The organism is Acinetobacter amyesii (assembly GCF_002018365.1).
GTDB classification, from domain to species: Bacteria; Pseudomonadota; Gammaproteobacteria; order Pseudomonadales; family Moraxellaceae; genus Acinetobacter; species Acinetobacter amyesii.
Window position 1 is genome coordinate 596,910 of record NZ_MVKX01000001.1, and the last position, 17,775, is coordinate 614,684.

Annotated in this window: 17 protein-coding genes; 5 read left to right on the forward strand and 12 right to left on the reverse strand. The window is 39.9% G+C overall.

Going from position 1 to position 17,775, the window contains the following annotated elements; all coding sequences use genetic code 11:
* Positions 1 to 75: 75 nt before the first annotated feature.
* Positions 76 to 330, forward strand: coding sequence for a carbon storage regulator CsrA (gene csrA / locus B1202_RS02940; protein WP_078189080.1), 255 nt, complete (start codon positions 76 to 78; stop codon positions 328 to 330).
* 92 nt (positions 331 to 422) lie between these two features.
* On the opposite strand, the gene rnhB is transcribed toward csrA, so the two are convergent.
* Both rnhB and B1202_RS02950 read right to left on the reverse strand, forming a co-directional pair.
* On the reverse strand, positions 423 to 992 hold the full coding sequence (rnhB, locus tag B1202_RS02945) for a ribonuclease HII (RefSeq protein WP_078189081.1): 570 nt from the start codon (positions 990 to 992) through the stop codon (positions 423 to 425).
* A gap of 93 nt (positions 993 to 1,085) precedes the next feature.
* A complete protein-coding gene (locus B1202_RS02950; RefSeq protein ID WP_078189082.1) occupies positions 1,086 to 1,475 on the reverse strand; it encodes a hypothetical protein in 390 nt (129 codons plus the stop codon).
* Between the two features lie 212 nt (positions 1,476 to 1,687).
* Between B1202_RS02950 and B1202_RS02955 the strand changes: the two genes are divergently transcribed.
* A complete protein-coding gene (locus B1202_RS02955; protein WP_078189083.1) occupies positions 1,688 to 2,245 on the forward strand; it encodes a cytochrome b in 558 nt (185 codons plus the stop codon).
* 52 nt (positions 2,246 to 2,297) lie between these two features.
* Here the strand turns inward: B1202_RS02955 and B1202_RS02960 are convergent, their stop codons facing one another.
* The 4 genes from B1202_RS02960 to yaaA form a co-directional block, all read right to left on the reverse strand.
* A complete protein-coding gene (locus tag B1202_RS02960; protein ID WP_078189084.1) occupies positions 2,298 to 2,672 on the reverse strand; it encodes a hypothetical protein in 375 nt (124 codons plus the stop codon).
* Positions 2,673 to 2,728: 56 nt separating this feature from the next.
* On the reverse strand, positions 2,729 to 3,730 hold the full coding sequence (locus B1202_RS02965) for an adenosine deaminase (RefSeq protein WP_078189085.1): 1,002 nt from the start codon (positions 3,728 to 3,730) through the stop codon (positions 2,729 to 2,731).
* Positions 3,731 to 3,796: 66 nt separating this feature from the next.
* On the reverse strand, positions 3,797 to 5,119 hold the full coding sequence (locus tag B1202_RS02970; RefSeq protein WP_078189086.1) for an NCS2 family permease: 1,323 nt from the start codon (positions 5,117 to 5,119) through the stop codon (positions 3,797 to 3,799).
* A 957-nt stretch (positions 5,120 to 6,076) separates the two neighbouring features.
* Positions 6,077 to 6,859, reverse strand: coding sequence for a peroxide stress protein YaaA (gene yaaA, locus B1202_RS02975; RefSeq protein WP_078189087.1), 783 nt, complete (start codon positions 6,857 to 6,859; stop codon positions 6,077 to 6,079).
* A 124-nt stretch (positions 6,860 to 6,983) separates the two neighbouring features.
* On the opposite strand from yaaA, the gene B1202_RS02980 reads away from it, so the two are divergent.
* Entirely contained in the window at positions 6,984 to 7,610 is a 627-nt protein-coding gene (locus B1202_RS02980) for an alpha/beta hydrolase (RefSeq protein WP_078189088.1), read from the forward strand.
* 283 nt (positions 7,611 to 7,893) lie between these two features.
* Positions 7,894 to 8,418 carry a hypothetical protein gene (locus B1202_RS02985; protein ID WP_078189089.1) on the forward strand — a complete coding sequence of 175 codons (525 nt, stop codon included), beginning with the start codon at positions 7,894 to 7,896 and terminating at the stop codon, positions 8,416 to 8,418.
* 84 nt (positions 8,419 to 8,502) lie between these two features.
* Here B1202_RS02985 and B1202_RS02990 read toward each other — a convergent pair whose 3' ends face one another.
* From B1202_RS02990 to pheA, 4 genes are all read right to left on the reverse strand, one after another.
* Entirely contained in the window at positions 8,503 to 8,874 is a 372-nt protein-coding gene (locus B1202_RS02990; protein ID WP_078189090.1) for a hypothetical protein, read from the reverse strand.
* 112 nt (positions 8,875 to 8,986) lie between these two features.
* Positions 8,987 to 11,236 (reverse strand): bifunctional prephenate dehydrogenase/3-phosphoshikimate 1-carboxyvinyltransferase, encoded by a 2,250-nt coding sequence (locus tag B1202_RS02995; RefSeq protein ID WP_078189091.1) that lies wholly within the window; start codon positions 11,234 to 11,236, stop codon positions 8,987 to 8,989.
* A gap of 3 nt (positions 11,237 to 11,239) precedes the next feature.
* On the reverse strand, positions 11,240 to 12,331 hold the full coding sequence (hisC, locus tag B1202_RS03000) for a histidinol-phosphate transaminase (RefSeq protein WP_078189092.1): 1,092 nt from the start codon (positions 12,329 to 12,331) through the stop codon (positions 11,240 to 11,242).
* Positions 12,332 to 12,400: 69 nt separating this feature from the next.
* Positions 12,401 to 13,510, reverse strand: coding sequence for a prephenate dehydratase (gene pheA, locus B1202_RS03005; protein ID WP_078189093.1), 1,110 nt, complete (start codon positions 13,508 to 13,510; stop codon positions 12,401 to 12,403).
* Between the two features lie 573 nt (positions 13,511 to 14,083).
* On the opposite strand from pheA, the gene B1202_RS03015 reads away from it, so the two are divergent.
* Positions 14,084 to 14,614, forward strand: a complete 531-nt coding sequence (locus B1202_RS03015) for a DJ-1/PfpI family protein (protein WP_078189095.1) — start codon at positions 14,084 to 14,086, stop codon at positions 14,612 to 14,614.
* A 127-nt stretch (positions 14,615 to 14,741) separates the two neighbouring features.
* Here B1202_RS03015 and B1202_RS03020 read toward each other — a convergent pair whose 3' ends face one another.
* Both B1202_RS03020 and B1202_RS03025 read right to left on the reverse strand, forming a co-directional pair.
* Positions 14,742 to 15,884, reverse strand: a complete 1,143-nt coding sequence (locus tag B1202_RS03020) for an acyl-CoA dehydrogenase family protein (protein WP_078189096.1) — start codon at positions 15,882 to 15,884, stop codon at positions 14,742 to 14,744.
* A 171-nt stretch (positions 15,885 to 16,055) separates the two neighbouring features.
* Positions 16,056 to 17,402, reverse strand: coding sequence for a dicarboxylate/amino acid:cation symporter (locus tag B1202_RS03025; RefSeq protein ID WP_078189097.1), 1,347 nt, complete (start codon positions 17,400 to 17,402; stop codon positions 16,056 to 16,058).
* Positions 17,403 to 17,775 lie beyond the last annotated feature (373 nt).

Sequence of the window (17,775 nt, forward strand, 5' to 3'; positions counted from 1 at the left end):
TTTTTTTGCTTTTACAAGTTATGAATTTTACATAACAGATCATTTGCAGGTTTTGCATTTTGCAAGGAGAGAAACATGCTGATTCTGACTCGTCGTGTCGGAGAAACATTAATGATTGGAGACCAAGTTAGCGTGACTGTACTTGGTGTTAAAGGTAATCAGGTTCGTATTGGCGTGAATGCTCCAAAAGAAGTATCTGTTCATCGTGAAGAAATTTACCAACGAATTCAACATGAACGCGCAATGCACGAACATCTCCAAAACATTGATCAAGAATATCAGCCATCTTTTGAAGAAACTGATTATTCACAAAACAACTATAATCGCTAAGATTTAAGTTGTTTAAATGATAAAGCGGCTCATTAGGCCGCTTTAAATTTATCTAGAACATGCTTTTACTATAGACGTTCAACTAAGCTTTATTACTGCCCTTCTAGAACTTTACGTACGGGGCCAAAACTACGGCGATGTTCATCAATCACCCCATACTGCGCAATCGCTTCGAAGTGCGCTTTGGTTGGATAGCCCTTGTGTTTCGCAAAACCATACTGTGGATATTTTGCATCTAGCTCAACCATTTCGTGGTCTCGAGTCACTTTTGCCAAAATACTCGCAGCCGAAATCTCCGGATGAATCGCATCTCCGCCCACGACTGCATCACAGCTCATCGCTAAACCGGTTGGGACTTTATTACCATCGACCAACACGTGTTCTGGCTGTACATTGAGTTTTTCCACTGCACGACGCATTGCAAGTAATGATGCTTGCAAAATATTGATCTCATCAATTTCTTGTGCAGAACTTTCAGCAATCGCCCAAGCCAAGGCTTTTTCTTGAATCTCAATAAATAACTTTTCACGTTTTTTTTCAGTGAGTTTTTTAGAATCGTTTAAACCTTCAATCGGGTTATTTGGATCTAAAATGACAGCTGCCGCAACAACCGAACCCACCAATGGACCGCGACCCGCTTCATCTGCACCAGCAATTTTCATATATCTCTCACTCAAAATAAAATACGACCCTTAATTTGAATTTGCTGATACTCAGCAATACCAATGTTTGGGTCGTATTAAATGTTCTAAATCTTAGTTTTTAAATGTTTCGATCACGCAAGCATTTAAAGTATTTGTCACGATTTTAGCCGCAAGATTTGCTTGTGAAGTTTTATCCATTGCTGCTACAACCAAATCCGTTGCAGTCACGCTAGTTGTCGCTTTCTCGCCTACACATGAACACACTTCAGTTTGTAGTTCAGATTTTTGAGTTTCTGTTAATAGTTTTGAACCTGTTTTCCAGTAGCTGTTGTTATTTAGCTCAGTCACGCATTTCGCTTGAACACCCACTTTAACAGCCATCATTGCCAAGCTATTTGCTGAAGTTGTACCTGTAGATGTACTTGTACCAGTTGTACCAGTCGCAGCACATGCAGAAAGAACAAGCGCTAATGGCGCTAGAACAGCAACTAATTTTTTCACGAATATTTCCTTTGTTCTGTTAATTAACGCGCATATTGTGCCCCAAATCACACACCATCCGATATGACTATTTAAAATAAATTCGGTAACTGTGTAGTTAATCATCAAAGCCTGTGTTGCATATTCACAACACTGTGTCCCGATTTTAAACGACGCATATTTTTGTGGTCTGTATTAGAATCTGCATAAGATTGGACGCTTAAATAATCAACATGAGCAATAACACACAATACTACACTCGAACAGCTCAGGTCCTACATTGGCTGATGGCAATCATATTCATCGTGGCATGGTTAATTGGCTTTTATAGTGGCAATTTTCTCAGTTATGACGTCGATGGCAGCTTTAAAGGACAAGTCATTACCCTCCATAAAAATATTGCTACTACGATTATTTTTTTGGTGGTGATACGAATCTTTTGGCGCTATACCCACCCCGCTCCAGATTTACCTGACAACATGTCATCCGGCATGAAAACCTTGGCACATTTGGGTCATTTAGCACTTTATTTTGTACTACTGGCTTTACCGATTACAGGTTGCTTATTTAGTTGGAGCGCAGGTCACCCGGCCCCTGTCTTGTATTTGTTTGAAATACCACGTTTGGTCCAAGATAATCCTGAATTATTAGCCATCGTGAAACCGCTACATATTTGGATTTCTTGGGCAGCAGGCTTGCTCTTAGTGGGTCATATTTTGGCAGCACTGAAACATCATTTTATTGATAAAGACCATGTGCTCAAAAGCATGACACGACAACCAAAACCTTAATAAAGACAAAATAAAAGCCACATCATGTGGCTTTTATTTTAAGCATTATCTTTTAATTCAGTACTTGCTGAGCACAACCGCGCATACTATTTAAAACCGCTTTAGAAATCAGTTTATTCTTTTCAGTTTCATTCACTGCAGCAGTCATCAGATCTTTCGCACCGATATCATCCATGGCATGCTCACTCACGCACTGACAAATCGCAGCTTGATTGTCTTTTTTCTGTTGAGCACTCATAAACAACGCAGCGCCTTTCCAAATTTTAGAAGTATTTAATTCTTGCGAGCATTGATATTCAATCACAGGCTTTAGCATACGCTGACTTAAACTTGATTTATCTGCAATAGCAGCGGATGAAATCAATACTGAGGCTAAAAATGTAATCGATGGGGCAAATATAGAGCGATTTGAATGAGAGAAAAGCATGATTTAAACATAAAAAAGGCAGTGAATATTCACTGCCTGAGATTATACGCTGATTATTAATTCAACGCTTCAATCTTTTTAATCCAAGCTTGTTTTTCAGCATCTGAAATAAATGATGCTTCAAAAGAGTTAATTGCCAGTTGCTTTAACTCTGCATTGCTTAAATCAAGCGCTTTGGTGATCGCAACAAAGTTATCATTCATATAACCACCAAAGTACGATGGATCATCTGAATTGACAGTTACATGCACACCTTGTTGCAAGAGACGGCGAATATTATGCTCAGCCATATCTTTGACCACACAGAGCTTTAAATTGCTCAGTGGGCAAACGGTTAATGGCATTTTCTCTGCAATTAAACGCTGCATCAAAGCAGGATCTTCTTCTGAACGAACACCATGGTCAACACGATTCACTTTCAGTAAATCCAAGGCTTCCCATACGTATTCTGCTGGACCTTCTTCCCCTGCATGCGCAACGATAAGAAAACCTGCTTCACGGGCTTTTGCAAAAACACGTTCGAATTTTGATGGTGGATGACCCACTTCACTCGAATCTAAACCAACACCAATAATTTGATCTTTATATGGTAAAGCTTGTTCTAATGTTGCAAATGCTGCGTCTTCAGATAAATGACGCAAGAAGCACATAATCAGATGTGAGCTAATGCCCAGTTTCGTTTTAGCATCATCACAAGCGCGTTGTAAGCCATTCAAAACAGTTTCAAAAGCAACACCACGGTCTGTATGAGTTTGTGGGTCGAAGAACATTTCGGTATGAACCACATGATCTTCTGCACATTTTTCAAAGTATGCCCATGCCAAATCATAAAAATCTTGCTCATGAATCAGTACATTTGCACCTGCATAATAAATGTCTAAAAAAGACTGTAAATTATGAAAGTTATACGCTTCTTTTAATTCTTCGACTGATTGATAAGGGATTGCAATATTGTTTCGTTGGGCAATTGCAAACATGAGTTCAGGTTCAAATGTCCCTTCAATATGCACATGTAGCTCTGCTTTTGGCAAAGCGCGAATCAGCTCTAGTTGATCCATCTCTTATCCTCATAAAAATAAAAAAGGGTGCAAACTGAGTTTACACCCTTTCGCTATTTGACAGTATTAACCGCCAAATGCAGCAAATTTTAATGCCCAAAGTACAGCAATAATCCAGACCATATACGGTACAGTTTTCGCCTTACCTGTAAGCAATTTAACTAATGCATAGCTAATGAAGCCCATTGCAATACCGTCTGCAATTGAATACGTAAACGGCATAAATACAATTGTTAAGAATGCTGGGACTGCTTCAGTAATATCATCCCACTCAATATGAACGATACCTTGAATCATCAACACACCAACAAACAACAATGCTGGCGCAGTTGCAAAACCTGGTACAGACTGAGCAAGTGGTGCTAAGAACAATGCCAAAATAAACAATACAGCAACTACAACTGCAGTTAAACCTGTACGACCACCGGCAGCAACACCTGCTGATGATTCGATATAAGGCGTAGTCGAAGACGTACCCAATGCCGCACCCGCAACAATTGCAGATGAGTCAGCAAATAATGCTTTCTTCAAACGTGGTAATTTACCGTCTTTTAATAAGCCTGCACGGTGTGATACACCGACCAATGTACCTGTAGAGTCAAATAAATCGACCAAGAAGAATACAAAGATCACGCCAATCAAACTTGCGGTGAATAGACCTTCGAAGTTCATTTGCATGAATGTTGGAGCGATTGAAGGAATAGCACCTACAACACCTTTAAATTCGTTGAAGCCCAGCAGGGTTGAAATTGCAGTAATCACCAAAATACTGATGATGATTGCACCACGTACTTTGAAGTGATGCATAACCACAACCATCAAGAAGCCAAGTAAAGCCAACAAGACAGACGGCTGTTTTAAATCACCCAGACTGACCAATGTTGCAGGGTTATCAACAATAATGCCGGCATTTTTCAAAGAAACCAGCGCAAGGAATAAACCAATACCGCCGCCAATCGCCAGTTTAAGCGACATTGGAATCGCATTGACAATCGCTTCACGGATTTTGAACATGCTGATAGCGATAAAAACAAGGCCAGAGACAAAAACAGCTGCTAAAGCAGTTTGCCATTCCACGCCCATACCCAAACATACAGAATAGGTAAAGTAAGCGTTTAAGCCCATACCGGGTGCTAAGGCAATTGGATAGTTAGCAACAAGACCCATCACCAAACAGCCAATGGCTGCTGCTAGACAGGTTGCGACAAAAACAGCGCCATGATCCATACCCGTTTCGGACAAAATCATTGGATTGACAATAATGATGTAACACATTGTCAAGAAAGTAGTTACACCTGCAATGACTTCTGTTTTGAAACTGGTTTTGTTTTCGCTCAGTTTAAACAGACGTTCAAGCATGTTCTCGGAAGATGGATTAGGAGTCGTCATGACCTAGCCCCTATGAAGTAAACTTTATGCATATAAGCATTCCACAAAATTAATCATGTGATGTATTCATCATTAATTTTGTGTATGCCTAAGCAACGAATATGCCAATTCGGCAGATTGTAGGCTTTAAAAAATCCTATTTTCAACAGCATACAACACAGTACAAATGTTGAAATTTGCAAACAAAAAAGCTGCATAAACCTATGCAGCTCCTCTATTTATGTCATTTAATTCGTATTTAATATCAATAAATACTGATCAAATTAATTTCGGCAAATTATAACACATTGATTTTTTAATGTTTCCACATTTTCATCGCTTTTCAATTTAGTAAATTTAAGGCATTGTTTTCTTTATAAAGTTTCAAATTATTATATATAAAAATAAAATATCAAGATTTAGACGAATACTTCAAGACCATGCTTGAGCTCAATGCAAAAGCTGCTAGATTGACTTTTTTTTAGCGCATATAAGGTGATGCGTTCAAATCATCATTGAACACTTGATTAATTTCTTGCTGTCGCTTTAACTCTGCATTTTTATAAACACTAAACCCTAAAAATACAATGCTGAGTATAAAAATTGGTATCAGTATTTTTTTCATAACAAAATTTTATTCATGTTTAAATATTTGGCTATAATAACAAAAAACTTAAACAAAAAAGTGACATATTTCACAATTTCATATCTTATTAAGTCATTTAATAAGCTATTTGTTCGATCAATGTTAACTTTGTAATATATTTTAGACTGCTAGACAAGATAATCGCTGAATGTTTTTTCGAAACCTTTTCCCCTAAAAGCTTCAAATCATAGATCATTTCACCTACGAAATTTAAAGCACGATCAATTTCACAGCCCCACCATTACATCTCGAGTGAAGAAGATAAAAAAGCCGCTGACTTAAAAACAGCGGCTATTCATATTTTTTACAGATTCAAAATTTCAATCTTGAACTTAAGCGGCTTGTTGCTCATCTCGCTTAAAGACCAATTCGCCCTTTAAGCTACTCTCAGCATCGAAATAATAACCATCGGTATTGAACGACTTGATATCTTCAATACGTTCAATTTTATTTTCCAACAAATAACGCGCCATTAGGCCACGTGCTTTTTTGGCATAGAAGCTGATGACTTTATATTTGCCGTTCTTTTGATCGAGAAAAACTGGCTTGATGATTTCGGCTTTGATTTTTGATTCTTTGACCGACTTATAGTATTCATCTGAAGCGATGTTGACCAAAAGTTCAGAGCCAGCTTTTTCCAAATCGTCATTGATGAGATTCGTGATGGTATTATCCCAAAACTCGTATAGGTTATGTCCACGTGGGTTTTGCAACTTGGTCCCCATCTCTAAACGATATGGCATCATTAAATCCAGTGGACGCAATAAACCGTATAGACCTGAGAGCATACGCAAATGGGTTTGTGCATATTGAAGGTCTGTGTTTGCAAGTTGATAAGCATCTAAACCCGTATACACATCACCTTTAAAGGCAAAGATTGCTTGACGTGCATTGGCAAAATCAAAATCAGGCTGCCAATCTCGGAAGCGCTCAACATTTAAAGTCGCAATTTTCTCACTGACACTCATCAAGCTTGAAATTTCACTTGCCGACAATTTACGTGCAACTGAGATCAATTCTTCAGAATGATCTAATAGCCGTGGTTGAGTGAATTTTTCAGTCGGTAAAGCGGTTTCGTAATCTAAAGTTTTTGCTGGAGAAATTAAAGCGAGCATAAACATCCTGATTAATTTTTAATTAAACAAACTATAACAGTAGAGTATTTTCAAATCCAATCTGTGTTTTAGATAATATTAATCTGTAAACTATAGACTCTCCCGCTTTCACATTTTAGTAATTATGTCAGAACAAATGTTCATTCAAGGGCCGATGGGTCAACTTGAAATTTTTGTTGATTATCCACAGGGTGAAGTGAAAGGATTCGCGGTAGTTACACACCCTCACCCATTGCAAGGTGGTACACCACAGCACAAAGTCCCTGTGCTTTTAGCGCAAATGTTCTTAGAACGTGGCTATGTTGTCTATCGCCCAAGTTTCCGTGGTTCTGGCCAAAGTGCAGGAATACATGACGAAGGCAATGGTGAAACCAAAGATACTATGCAAGTCATTGAATTTGCTCGTAACCAACATCCGAACCTGCCATTTTATGCAGGCGGTTTTAGTTTTGGTGCAAATGTCATGACTAAATGCTATGCCCTATTGCCAGTAGAATTGCAGCCTGTACAAACTATTTTATGTGGCCTACCAACCACAACAGTTGCAGGTGTACGTCATTATGTGACACCACATATTAAGGGTGATATTTTATTTATTCATGGTGAAGAAGATAATGTCACACTGTTATCTGACTTGATTCAGTGGGCCAAACCACAGCGCCATTTAATCACTGTATTACCCGGTGCAAACCACTTTTTTACGGGTTATCTAAAACAGCTTCGTATCGCGATTTCACGCTTTTTAGTTTAAAAAATACCAAAAAAATGAGTCAGCTTAACTGGCTCATTTTTTTTGCCTAGTGACCGCTCTACCAACCCAATATTCCAGATAAACTGAACTACTCGCTTTTCGATTTATCCAATTTTTTTGCATTAGTGATCATAATTCGTTCAACATGTAATGACTTAAGCCGATGCTCGTTTAATTTTGATTACGCCTCAATTTTTTATCTAAAAACCAATTATTTACTTGTTTAAATAAACAACTACAGAAATAATACCCAGAAAAATTAAGATAAAATTTAGAGGGAAAAATGAAATTTATTGTTGCTGTGATTTTAAGTCTAGGCATTGCAGCTTTGGTCTATTATTTTAATTCAACCCCATCCACAACGACAAATTTGCCAGCGTCTACGGTTGCTGCGAACGATGGTCCCAAAGCCTATTTGACTGCGTCATACAAGATGAATGTCGATGGTCGTGATTTTAGCTTAAAGATGGTCTATGACTTTCCCAACAGCCAAGTGTGTGAAGCCCAACTCAACAGCACTGACACCATGAATATGATTTCAACCTTTAAGCAACGCTGTTCGAGTGACTCGGTATGTAAAGAAGCAGATATTTCGTCTTGTTCATCTTTTACCGATCAAAAATATAAAGATATGCTCGATAAAAACTATCATGACACCCATTATATTTATTTAAGCGATAGCAAATTGACTGATCAACGTGGTGTGATTGTGTTTTGGGGACTCAATGAACAAGAGTCAGAAAAAATGTGTGACTATGTGAAAAAGAGCAATCGAACCATTAATCCTATCAATATTGAATGTCTATAACGTTGTAAATACATTCCGTTAAAAAAACAAAAAAGCAGCGCTATGCTGCTTTTTTTATGGATGATTTTTACTTCAATTTTCAAATCATTTTGTCATTTGTTTCCATTGAAACTCACTATATGACTCTTCTTCTTTTAAACTGTTTTCGACCGCTTGAGCCAATTGGTTCAATAGACTTTGCTCAGTAATACGATCTAACCAATCTTGGTCTTCATCTGGATAAGAGGTAATTTCACAGACTAGACGACCTGATTCATCCTGCCCCTGACATGTCACTGAAAGTGGCAATTCATGCTGATCGACACTGACTGCAATCTGATCACCACTTTGCGATAACGTTTGAAAGCCATAACGCTCTAATTTATTTGCCAATAATTCAGCAACCTGAGTTTGCGTATCAGCACTGCTTTCAACTCGATTTGATTCGCTATGCGCGGTGAATTGTAGTTTTCTCATGTATCTATCCAAAGACATTCTTGTTGTATGGTTTTAGCATAAGCAATTAAAACCAAACAGCCAAGCATTTGCTTGGCTGTTGTTGAATAAATATACAATTTTAGTGAATTATTTATTCACTTACTGCAATCGTTAAACCAGCTTGAGTCGCTAGCTCTGTAAATGTCGGGAAGCTAGTCGCAACAGTTTCTGTACCCACGATATTAATTTCACCCGAAGTACGTAAACCTGCCATTGAGAAGCTCATTGCAATACGGTGGTCATGATGTGATTCGATTTGACCACCTGTGAAGATTGCACCCCACTCGCCCGTTTTACCTTGACCTTCAATGATGATGCCGTCATCGGTTGGCGTACAGTCGATACCCATAATTTTTAGGCCATCTGCCATCACTTGAATACGGTCTGATTCTTTCACTCGAAGTTCAGCTGCACCAGTCAAAATGGTTTGACCTTCAGCGCATGCCGCTGCAATAAACAGTGCTGGAAATTCATCAATCGCCAATGGCACTTGATCCTCTGGCATATGAATGCCTTTGAGTGTCCGTGAACCACGAATACGAATATCTGCAATCGGCTCACCGCCAGCGATACGTTCATTTTCAACAGTTAGATCAGCACCCATCTGTTTTAAAATTTCAATCACACCTGTACGGGTTGGATTAATACCGACCGCTTCAAGGGTGACATCTGAACCTTCGGTAATCGCTGCACCCACCATAAAGAATGCTGCAGATGAAATGTCAGAGGGTACTTGGATATCCGTACCGACTAACTTGCCGCCACCTTGAAGTGAAATGCGGTTGCCTTCTGTTTTCACGTCATAACCAAATGCACGAAGCATACGTTCTGAATGGTCACGTGTCGGTTCTGGTTCAGTGACAACCGTCTCACCTTCCGCCCAAAGACCAGCCAACAAAATACCTGATTTTACTTGTGCAGATGCCATTGGTAAGTCGTAGTGAATACCTTTCAGGTTTTGACTTCCGGAAATAGACACGGGCGGCGTACCACGCTCACCTGTAGTTTGAATTTGCGCACCCATTTCACGTAATGGTTTGGCAATACGTTCCATTGGACGTTTTGATAATGACGCATCACCCGTCATCACCGAATCAAATTTTTGTGCCGACAACATGCCTGAAAGCAAACGCATTGAAGTGCCTGAGTTCCCCATATACAAAGCGCCTGCAGGTGCTTTTAAACCATGCATACCTACACCATGAATGGTAACTTCGCCATTTTTAGGGCCTTCAATACTCACACCCATATCGCGGAATGCTTGGAGAGTTGCCAAGGCATCTTCACCTTCTAGAAAACCAGTGACATGCGTTGTGCCTTCTGCAATAGCACCAAACATGATAGAGCGATGTGACACAGATTTATCACCTGGCACAGTAAATTTACCTTGGAATTGCTTTGGACCCGGTAAAATTTTGAATTGCTGTGTCGTCACTTTATTTTTCTCCATCAGTGGTTTCTTTGCGAGCATGTGATTGAAATGTTGACGTGCCGCTTGTGCATGTCCCAACAGTCCCATCAACGCTTGTGAGTTTTCATCTTCAATCAGTTTGCGAAGAATAGCCAATTGTTTTTCAAAGCCATCTACCGCATTTAAAATTGCCTTTTTATTGGCAAAAAAGATGTCATGCCACATATGTGGGTCGCTTGCAGCAATGCGTGAGAAATCACGAAAACCGCCAGCGGCATAACGGAAAATATCTAAATTGTCTTCTCGGTTCGCAAGTTGCTCAACCAAGTTAAATGCCATCAAATGCGGAAGATGACTGGTATGGGCCAACACTTCGTCGTGTTTTTCCACATCCATGCAAATTACTTCCGCTTTGGCAGCTTGCCACAATTGAATCAGTTTCTCTACAGCCCAATCTGCACTGCTTGGTAAAGGTGTCAAAATCACCTTGTGATTAGCAAATAAATCCACCTTACCTGCATGCACACCTGTCAGTTCAGCCCCCGCAATCGGATGCCCCGGTACAAAACCAGCAGGTAATTGCTCACCATAGACTGCTTTCGCTGCATCAACGACATTGCCTTTGGTACTCCCAACATCGGTAATAATCGTCTGTTCGGATAGATAAGGCTTGATCGCTTCAAGGACTTTTTGTGTCGCACGTACAGGTAAAGCCAAAACAACGAGATCTGCAGCTTTGACCGCTTCGGCAGGATCGCTATAACCCTGCTGAATAAGTCCTAAAGCTTTTGCATCTTCTAAGGTTTTTTGTGAACGCGTAGACGCCACAATTTCCTTAGCCAAACCTTCAGCAATCATGACGCGAGCTAGGCTTGAGCCAATCAGCCCAAGCCCAATAAAAGCAACTTTTTCAAATAGTGGCACAGACATGACTTAAGCTTTAGCCTCTAAGCCCAACACTTTAGCCAAGGCAGCTAAGAATTTAGCATTTTCAGCTTCAGTCCCAATTGATACACGTAAATGCTCAGGGATACCAACTGGACGAACAATCACACCTTCTTTTAATAAAGCATTAAAGGTCTGTGCAGGATCTGCTTTTACATTTACTAAAATGAAGTTCGCACGTGAAGGTACATACGCTAAACCTAGCGCATCAAAGCCTGACTCAAGTTGCGCCATACCCGCTTTATTCACTACACGTGATTTTTCAATAAATGCTTCATCTTTAAGTGCAGCAACAGCAGCCACCATCGCAAGATGGTTCACGTTAAATGGTTGACGAATACGATTAAGGAAATCCGTCACTTCAACTGAAGCCAAAGCAAAACCAACACGTAGCGCAGCCAAACCATAGCATTTTGACATGGTACGGCTAACGATTAAGTTTGCGTATTGATCTAAGAATTTTAAGCTATTGAAGTTTTCAGGGAAATATTCCACATAAGCTTCATCTAAAACCACGATCACATTTGCAGGTACTTTTTGCATGAACGCTTCAAATTCAGCTTCTTCAAACCATGTACCTGTTGGATTATTTGGGTTCGCAATAAAAATCAATTTAGTATTGTCTTTAATTGCCGCAGCCATTGCATCTAGGTCATGTGAAAAACCTTTTGCAGGCACTTCAATCGCTTCAGCATTAATCGCTTGAGTCACCAGACCATACACAGCAAATGCGTGTTGGCTATACACCACAGAGTCTTGCTCTGAAACAAAAGCACGAGCAAAAATTTCTAGAAGATCGTTTGAACCATTACCCAACGTAATGCGGTCATGTGCAATACCAAATTGTTTTTCAACTTGGTCTTTCAAAATAAAACCGCCACCATCCGGATATCGACCAATTTCAGCAAGTTCAGCAGCAACCGCTTCTTTCACTTTGTCAGAACAACCCAATGGGTTTTCATTTGATGCGAGTTTTACGATATCTGTAATACCCAACTCACGCTCAAGTTCACTAATTGGTTTACCTGGTTGGTAAGGCTTTAGCTTTGCAATGCCTTCATTGGCTGGGACAAACGTCATTTTACACTTCCAGTTTTTTCAAATGATGAAGGTGATCAACTCCTGATGGAATTGATCACAGTTGTGATCTTAAAGAACAGCAATCGGATATGAACCCAATACACGAATTTCTTTAACCAATGGACGAATTTCTTCAATCGCTGCTTTGACATTGTCTTGTTCTACATGACCCTCTAAGTCAACAAAGAAGACATAGGCCCATTTTTCAGGCAATGCAGGACGTGTTTCAATACTGGTCAAACTGATATTGTGTTTTGCAAATGGTGCAAGAATTTCAAGCAACGCCCCTGCACGGTCATGCGCTGAAATCAACAATGATGTTTTATCATTGCCAGATGGTGGCACTTTCTCACGACCAATCACCAAGAAACGTGTGGTGTTTTCAGGATTGTCTTCAATATTGCTATGCAAAATTTCAAGGTTATAGATGTTCGCAGCAACTTCAGAAGCAATCGCCGCAGAGTGCCATTCATTACGAATACGGCGTGCCGCTTCTGCATTTGAACTGAGTGCAACGCGTTCTACACCCGGATAATGAGCATCTAACCAACCACGGCATTGCGCCAAAGTTTGTTGATGGGCATAAATTTGTTTAATACTGTCTTTACGTGTGTTTTCAGACACTAGGAACTGGTGATGAATGCGCAGTTCAACTTCACCAATAACATTGAGATGTGAAGATTTAAAGCAATCTAAAGTATGGTTCACCACCCCTTCAGATGAGTTTTCAACAGGCACTAAACCATAGTGTGCGCTGCTTGCTTCAACTTCACGGAACACTTCATCAATTGTTGGTAATGGGCGCACCACAGCGTCTTGACCAAAGTGCTTCAACACCGCCGAATGTGTATATGTCCCAACTGGACCTAAGAACGCAATACTTTGCGGTGCTTCAAGGGCTAAACAAGCTGACATGATCTCACGGAATAAACGTGCCATCGTCACATCAGACAATGGGCCTTCGTTACGATCCATAACTTTACGTAAAACTTGCGCCTCACGTTCAGGACGATAAAACAATGGATTCTCTTCTGCAGCAAATTTTGCTTTTGCCACAGCTTCAGCTAGTTTCGCACGACGGTTGATAAGTTGTTGAATCTGCATATCAACAGAGTCGATATCTTCACGAATTTGAGCTAAGTCCAGAGAAGTCGGAGTGTTTTGATCATCGTTGATCATTGTTATGTCGCCCTTCAAAAAAATTTTGCAAACAGTATAACAATAGTTAGCTTTCAAATGTTGCGCAATACGACTTTGATGGTTTCAGCCTTAAAAACATACAGTTGATTAAAGCTTCATCAGCTTAACTTAAGAGCCAAAACAGCCAAACTGATAGGTCAAGCTATAATTGAGACAAATCTTACCTTTTGACAGCTTTATTGATCATTCAACTTAAGCAGCACAATAAATAGACCTTCTCTTTTCATCTAAATTTGCATCAGATCCATCCCCTTATATAAGCTCACCAATTCATCTGTTTCATTGGTCATTTCAGTTTTAAATTTTGCTCTCAATACTTGAAGCAAAATAAAAAAATTCAAAACTTGGCTTTCATGGCATAGAAATAATTTGAAACTTAAAGATGATCTGTATAAACACTTGGTCATTGATCGTTTTTTCAGTGACTTAATAGGCACTTTCATCTAGTGTTTACAGTCATTGACGCATTTATTACAAAAGACACAGGTAATTTTTTTCATTGCTTTGTAGTCTAAATATCAGAAAAAAAATAACAGACCCATAGGTACAAGTATGCACAAGAAAATTGCAGTGTTAGTGACCTACGATTTTGAAGATATTGAGTACCTTGAGCCTGTGGAGGCCTTTCGAGCCGCTCGGCACAGCATTATCAATATCGAAGATCAGGTTGGAAAAATCGTTTACGGCATTAAACGCCGTTCCCAGATCACCATTGACCAGAGTATCGACGATGCCTCTGTGCATGATTTTGATGCCTTGTTTATCCCCGGCGGTTATTCCCCAGAGAAACTCGCTTTAGATGACCGTTTTATCTATTTTGTTCGTAATTTTGCAGATAGCCAAAAGCCGATCTTGAGCAGTTGCCACGGTCCACAGTTGTTATTAGAAGCTGGCGTCATACAAGGTCGCCATTTCGCCCAATCTGAAACGCTGAAATCTGCTTTGTTAAACGCAGGTGTGGTGGTGTCGGATCAATCGGTTGTAAATGATAATAACCTGTATATATCGTCGCGTAGTACTTTAGATACGCCTGAATTTATTGAAGTCTGTCTGCAAGTTTTAGGGCAACCGTCATTATCATAGGTCTCAATATATTCACTCAAACTCAACTGCATAATCTAATTCAAACACGCAAATCTGTAGAAATACATCCTCAAAAAAATAGCGAAGTCATCACTTCGCTATTTTAATTTTCAGCCTGATAATTTGTTTATCGACCTAAAATACTTCGTGCCACGATTTCTTTCATAATTTCATTGGTGCCACCGTAGATTTGCTGAATACGTGCATCGACAAAGAAACGTGAAATTGGATATTCCGTCATATAACCATAGCCACCAAATAATTGAAGTAGATTATGAGCCACTTTCATTTGCATATCGGTAGAGAAGCTCTTGAGTGCTGCTGCAGTTTCAACATCAAGTTTGCCTTGCATATAAAGCTCAACATTTTGATTATAAAACGCCGCTGTAGCCAATTCGTCAATCTTAGCCTGCGCCAATACAAAACGTGTATTTTGGAACTGTCCAATCGCCTGTCCGAACGCTTGACGCTCTTTGACATACTGCGTTGCCACATCAATGGAACCACGAATCGCACCAATTGCAGTCGAGGCAATTGCGGTACGTTCACGCGGTAACTCTTGCATCAAGTAAGCAAAGCCTTGTCCAGCTTGACCCAAAAGTTGCTCTTTCGGTACTTTGACATTGTCATAAAACAACTCTGAAGTGTCTTGCGCATGCAGTCCAATTTTGTCGAGGTTAGTGCCCTTCTTAAATCCATCCAAATGTGTGTCGACTAAAAGTAATGACACGCCTTTAGCACGTGCTTGTGGATCGGTTTTCGCAGCCAATACCACTAGGTCTGCATGTTGACCATTTGAAATAAAAGTTTTCGAACCATTGAGCAGATAATGATCACCCTGCAAAATCGCACTACTGCGCATAGACTGTAAGTCCGAACCTGCACCAGGCTCTGTCATACCAATGGCACCGACCACTTCACCTGTGACCATTTTCGGTAACCAATGTTGTTTTTGTTCTTCTGAACCAATGTGCAAAATATACGGTGCTGCAATTTCAGAATGGCATGAAATACCTGTCGATAATGCACTAAAACCTGCGCGCGCAGATTCTTCAACTAGCATCAGTGAATAATGCGTTGGGACGCCATAGCCGCCATATTCTTCAGGCACATCGACACATAAAAAGCCATTTTCACCCAAGGCATTCCATACTGAACGCGGCATAATGCCTTCACGTTCCCATTGCTCATAATGTGGTGCGACATGCTCTGCCATAAAACGGCGAAAGTTATCTCGAAATAATTCTAAGTCTGCATCATAAGCCAGCATGTGTTTCTTCCTTGGTTGAGTTTGTTGTTTTGTTGAGCTCCATCCTATTGCAGTTTAGAACGGCCGTCATGCCCAAAAACTAAAGCGTTCAAATTTGGCTTTGGCCTTGCATAAAAAAAGGAAGCCGAAGCCTCCTTTTTAAATTACATCTTATACATCACAGCATTAGCCTTAGGCATGATGTGCATTACCTTCTTCTTGCATCTGACGGTCAATTTCTTCAGGGTTTGCCAAAGCAAAATCCAGTTTTTCTTTGTCTAATTGACCCACCCATTTCGCAACCACAATCGTTGCCAATGAGTTACCTACAAGGTTCGTTAATGCACGTGCTTCTGACATGAAACGGTCAATACCAAGAATCAATGCCAAACCGGCAACAGGAATATGACCCACAGCAGACAGTGTTGCAGCCATGACAATAAAGCCTGAACCTGTCACACCCGCAGCACCCTTAGATGAGATGAGTAGAACCAACAACAACGTGATCTGATGCGAAATATCAAGTGGTGTATTGGTCGCTTGTGCAATAAAGATCGCCGCCATGGTCAGGTAAATAGACGTACCATCTAAGTTAAATGAATAACCTGTTGGAATAACCAGACCCACTACAGATTTTTCTGCACCAGCAAGTTCGAGTTTTTTCAACATACGTGGCAGTACAGATTCTGAAGATGACGTACCCAGTACGATCAAAAGTTCTTCGCGAATCATACGAATCATTTTGAGGATACTGAAACCGCAAATACGTGCAATCGTGCCAAGTACAAGGAAAATAAACAGCAAACAGGTAATATAGAAGCAGATGATCAACTGACCCAATTGCGCCAAACTACCGATACCATATTTACCAATGGTATAAGCCATCGCACCGAAGGCACCAATTGGCGCAAGCTTCATGATCATATTTACAATGTTAAAGAATACATGTGCAATTTGATCAATAAACTTCAATACAGGCTTACCTGCATCTCCAAGTTTATGCAACGCAAAACCAAATAATAAGGCAAATAATAGAACTTGAAGAATCTCACCCTCAGCAAACGCACCAACAACGGTGTTTGGGATGATATTCATAAAGAAATCTTGGGTAGATTGTGCTGCACCAGATTCAACATATTTAGAAATACCTGAAGTATCTAAAGATGCTGGATCTACGTTCATGCCTACACCTGGTTTTGCAATATTAATCACTGCAAGACCAATAATGAGTGCGATGGTCGAAACAATTTCGAAGTATAGTAAAGCGACACCACCTGTTTTACCCACAGATTTCATGCTTTCCATACCTGCAATACCACTCACCACGGTACAGAAGATCACAGGTGCAATAATCATTTTAATCAGCTTGATGAAACCTTGTCCTAGTGGATAGAACAATTCACCCCAGCCTTTTACGTATTGCTCGGTACCATTGATAATTTGCGTGCCACTTGGTGAGAAATGCCCCACCAATACACCCGCAATAATGGCAACGATCACTTGAAAATATAGTGACTTATAAATTGGTTTTTTAGCCATGACATTACTTCACGATATATTTCTGCTTCAAAGAAATATTCAGTTTTTGTCTATTTTCAAAAAATAAACAGCCCAAAACCCCTTTGTCTTCGACAAAAGAGCACCAAAGGTATTTGACTTAGCCAAATACAGAAAAACGAAATATGTATGGTGATTAAATAATCACATCAGGACCTGATATAAAATCAGCGCATTGATCAGGAGATGAAACACATACTAAAGTAGGTTAAATTTTACCTGTTTTTTAATGGCTTGTTCTGCCACAAATGTTAATTTCGGTTAAATAATAGACCGAGTTCATTAGACTATAGTCTAAAGACCGCGTTTTTTAAGCCCATTATCAGGCTGAAAAATACCAACTATAGAAGTAAAC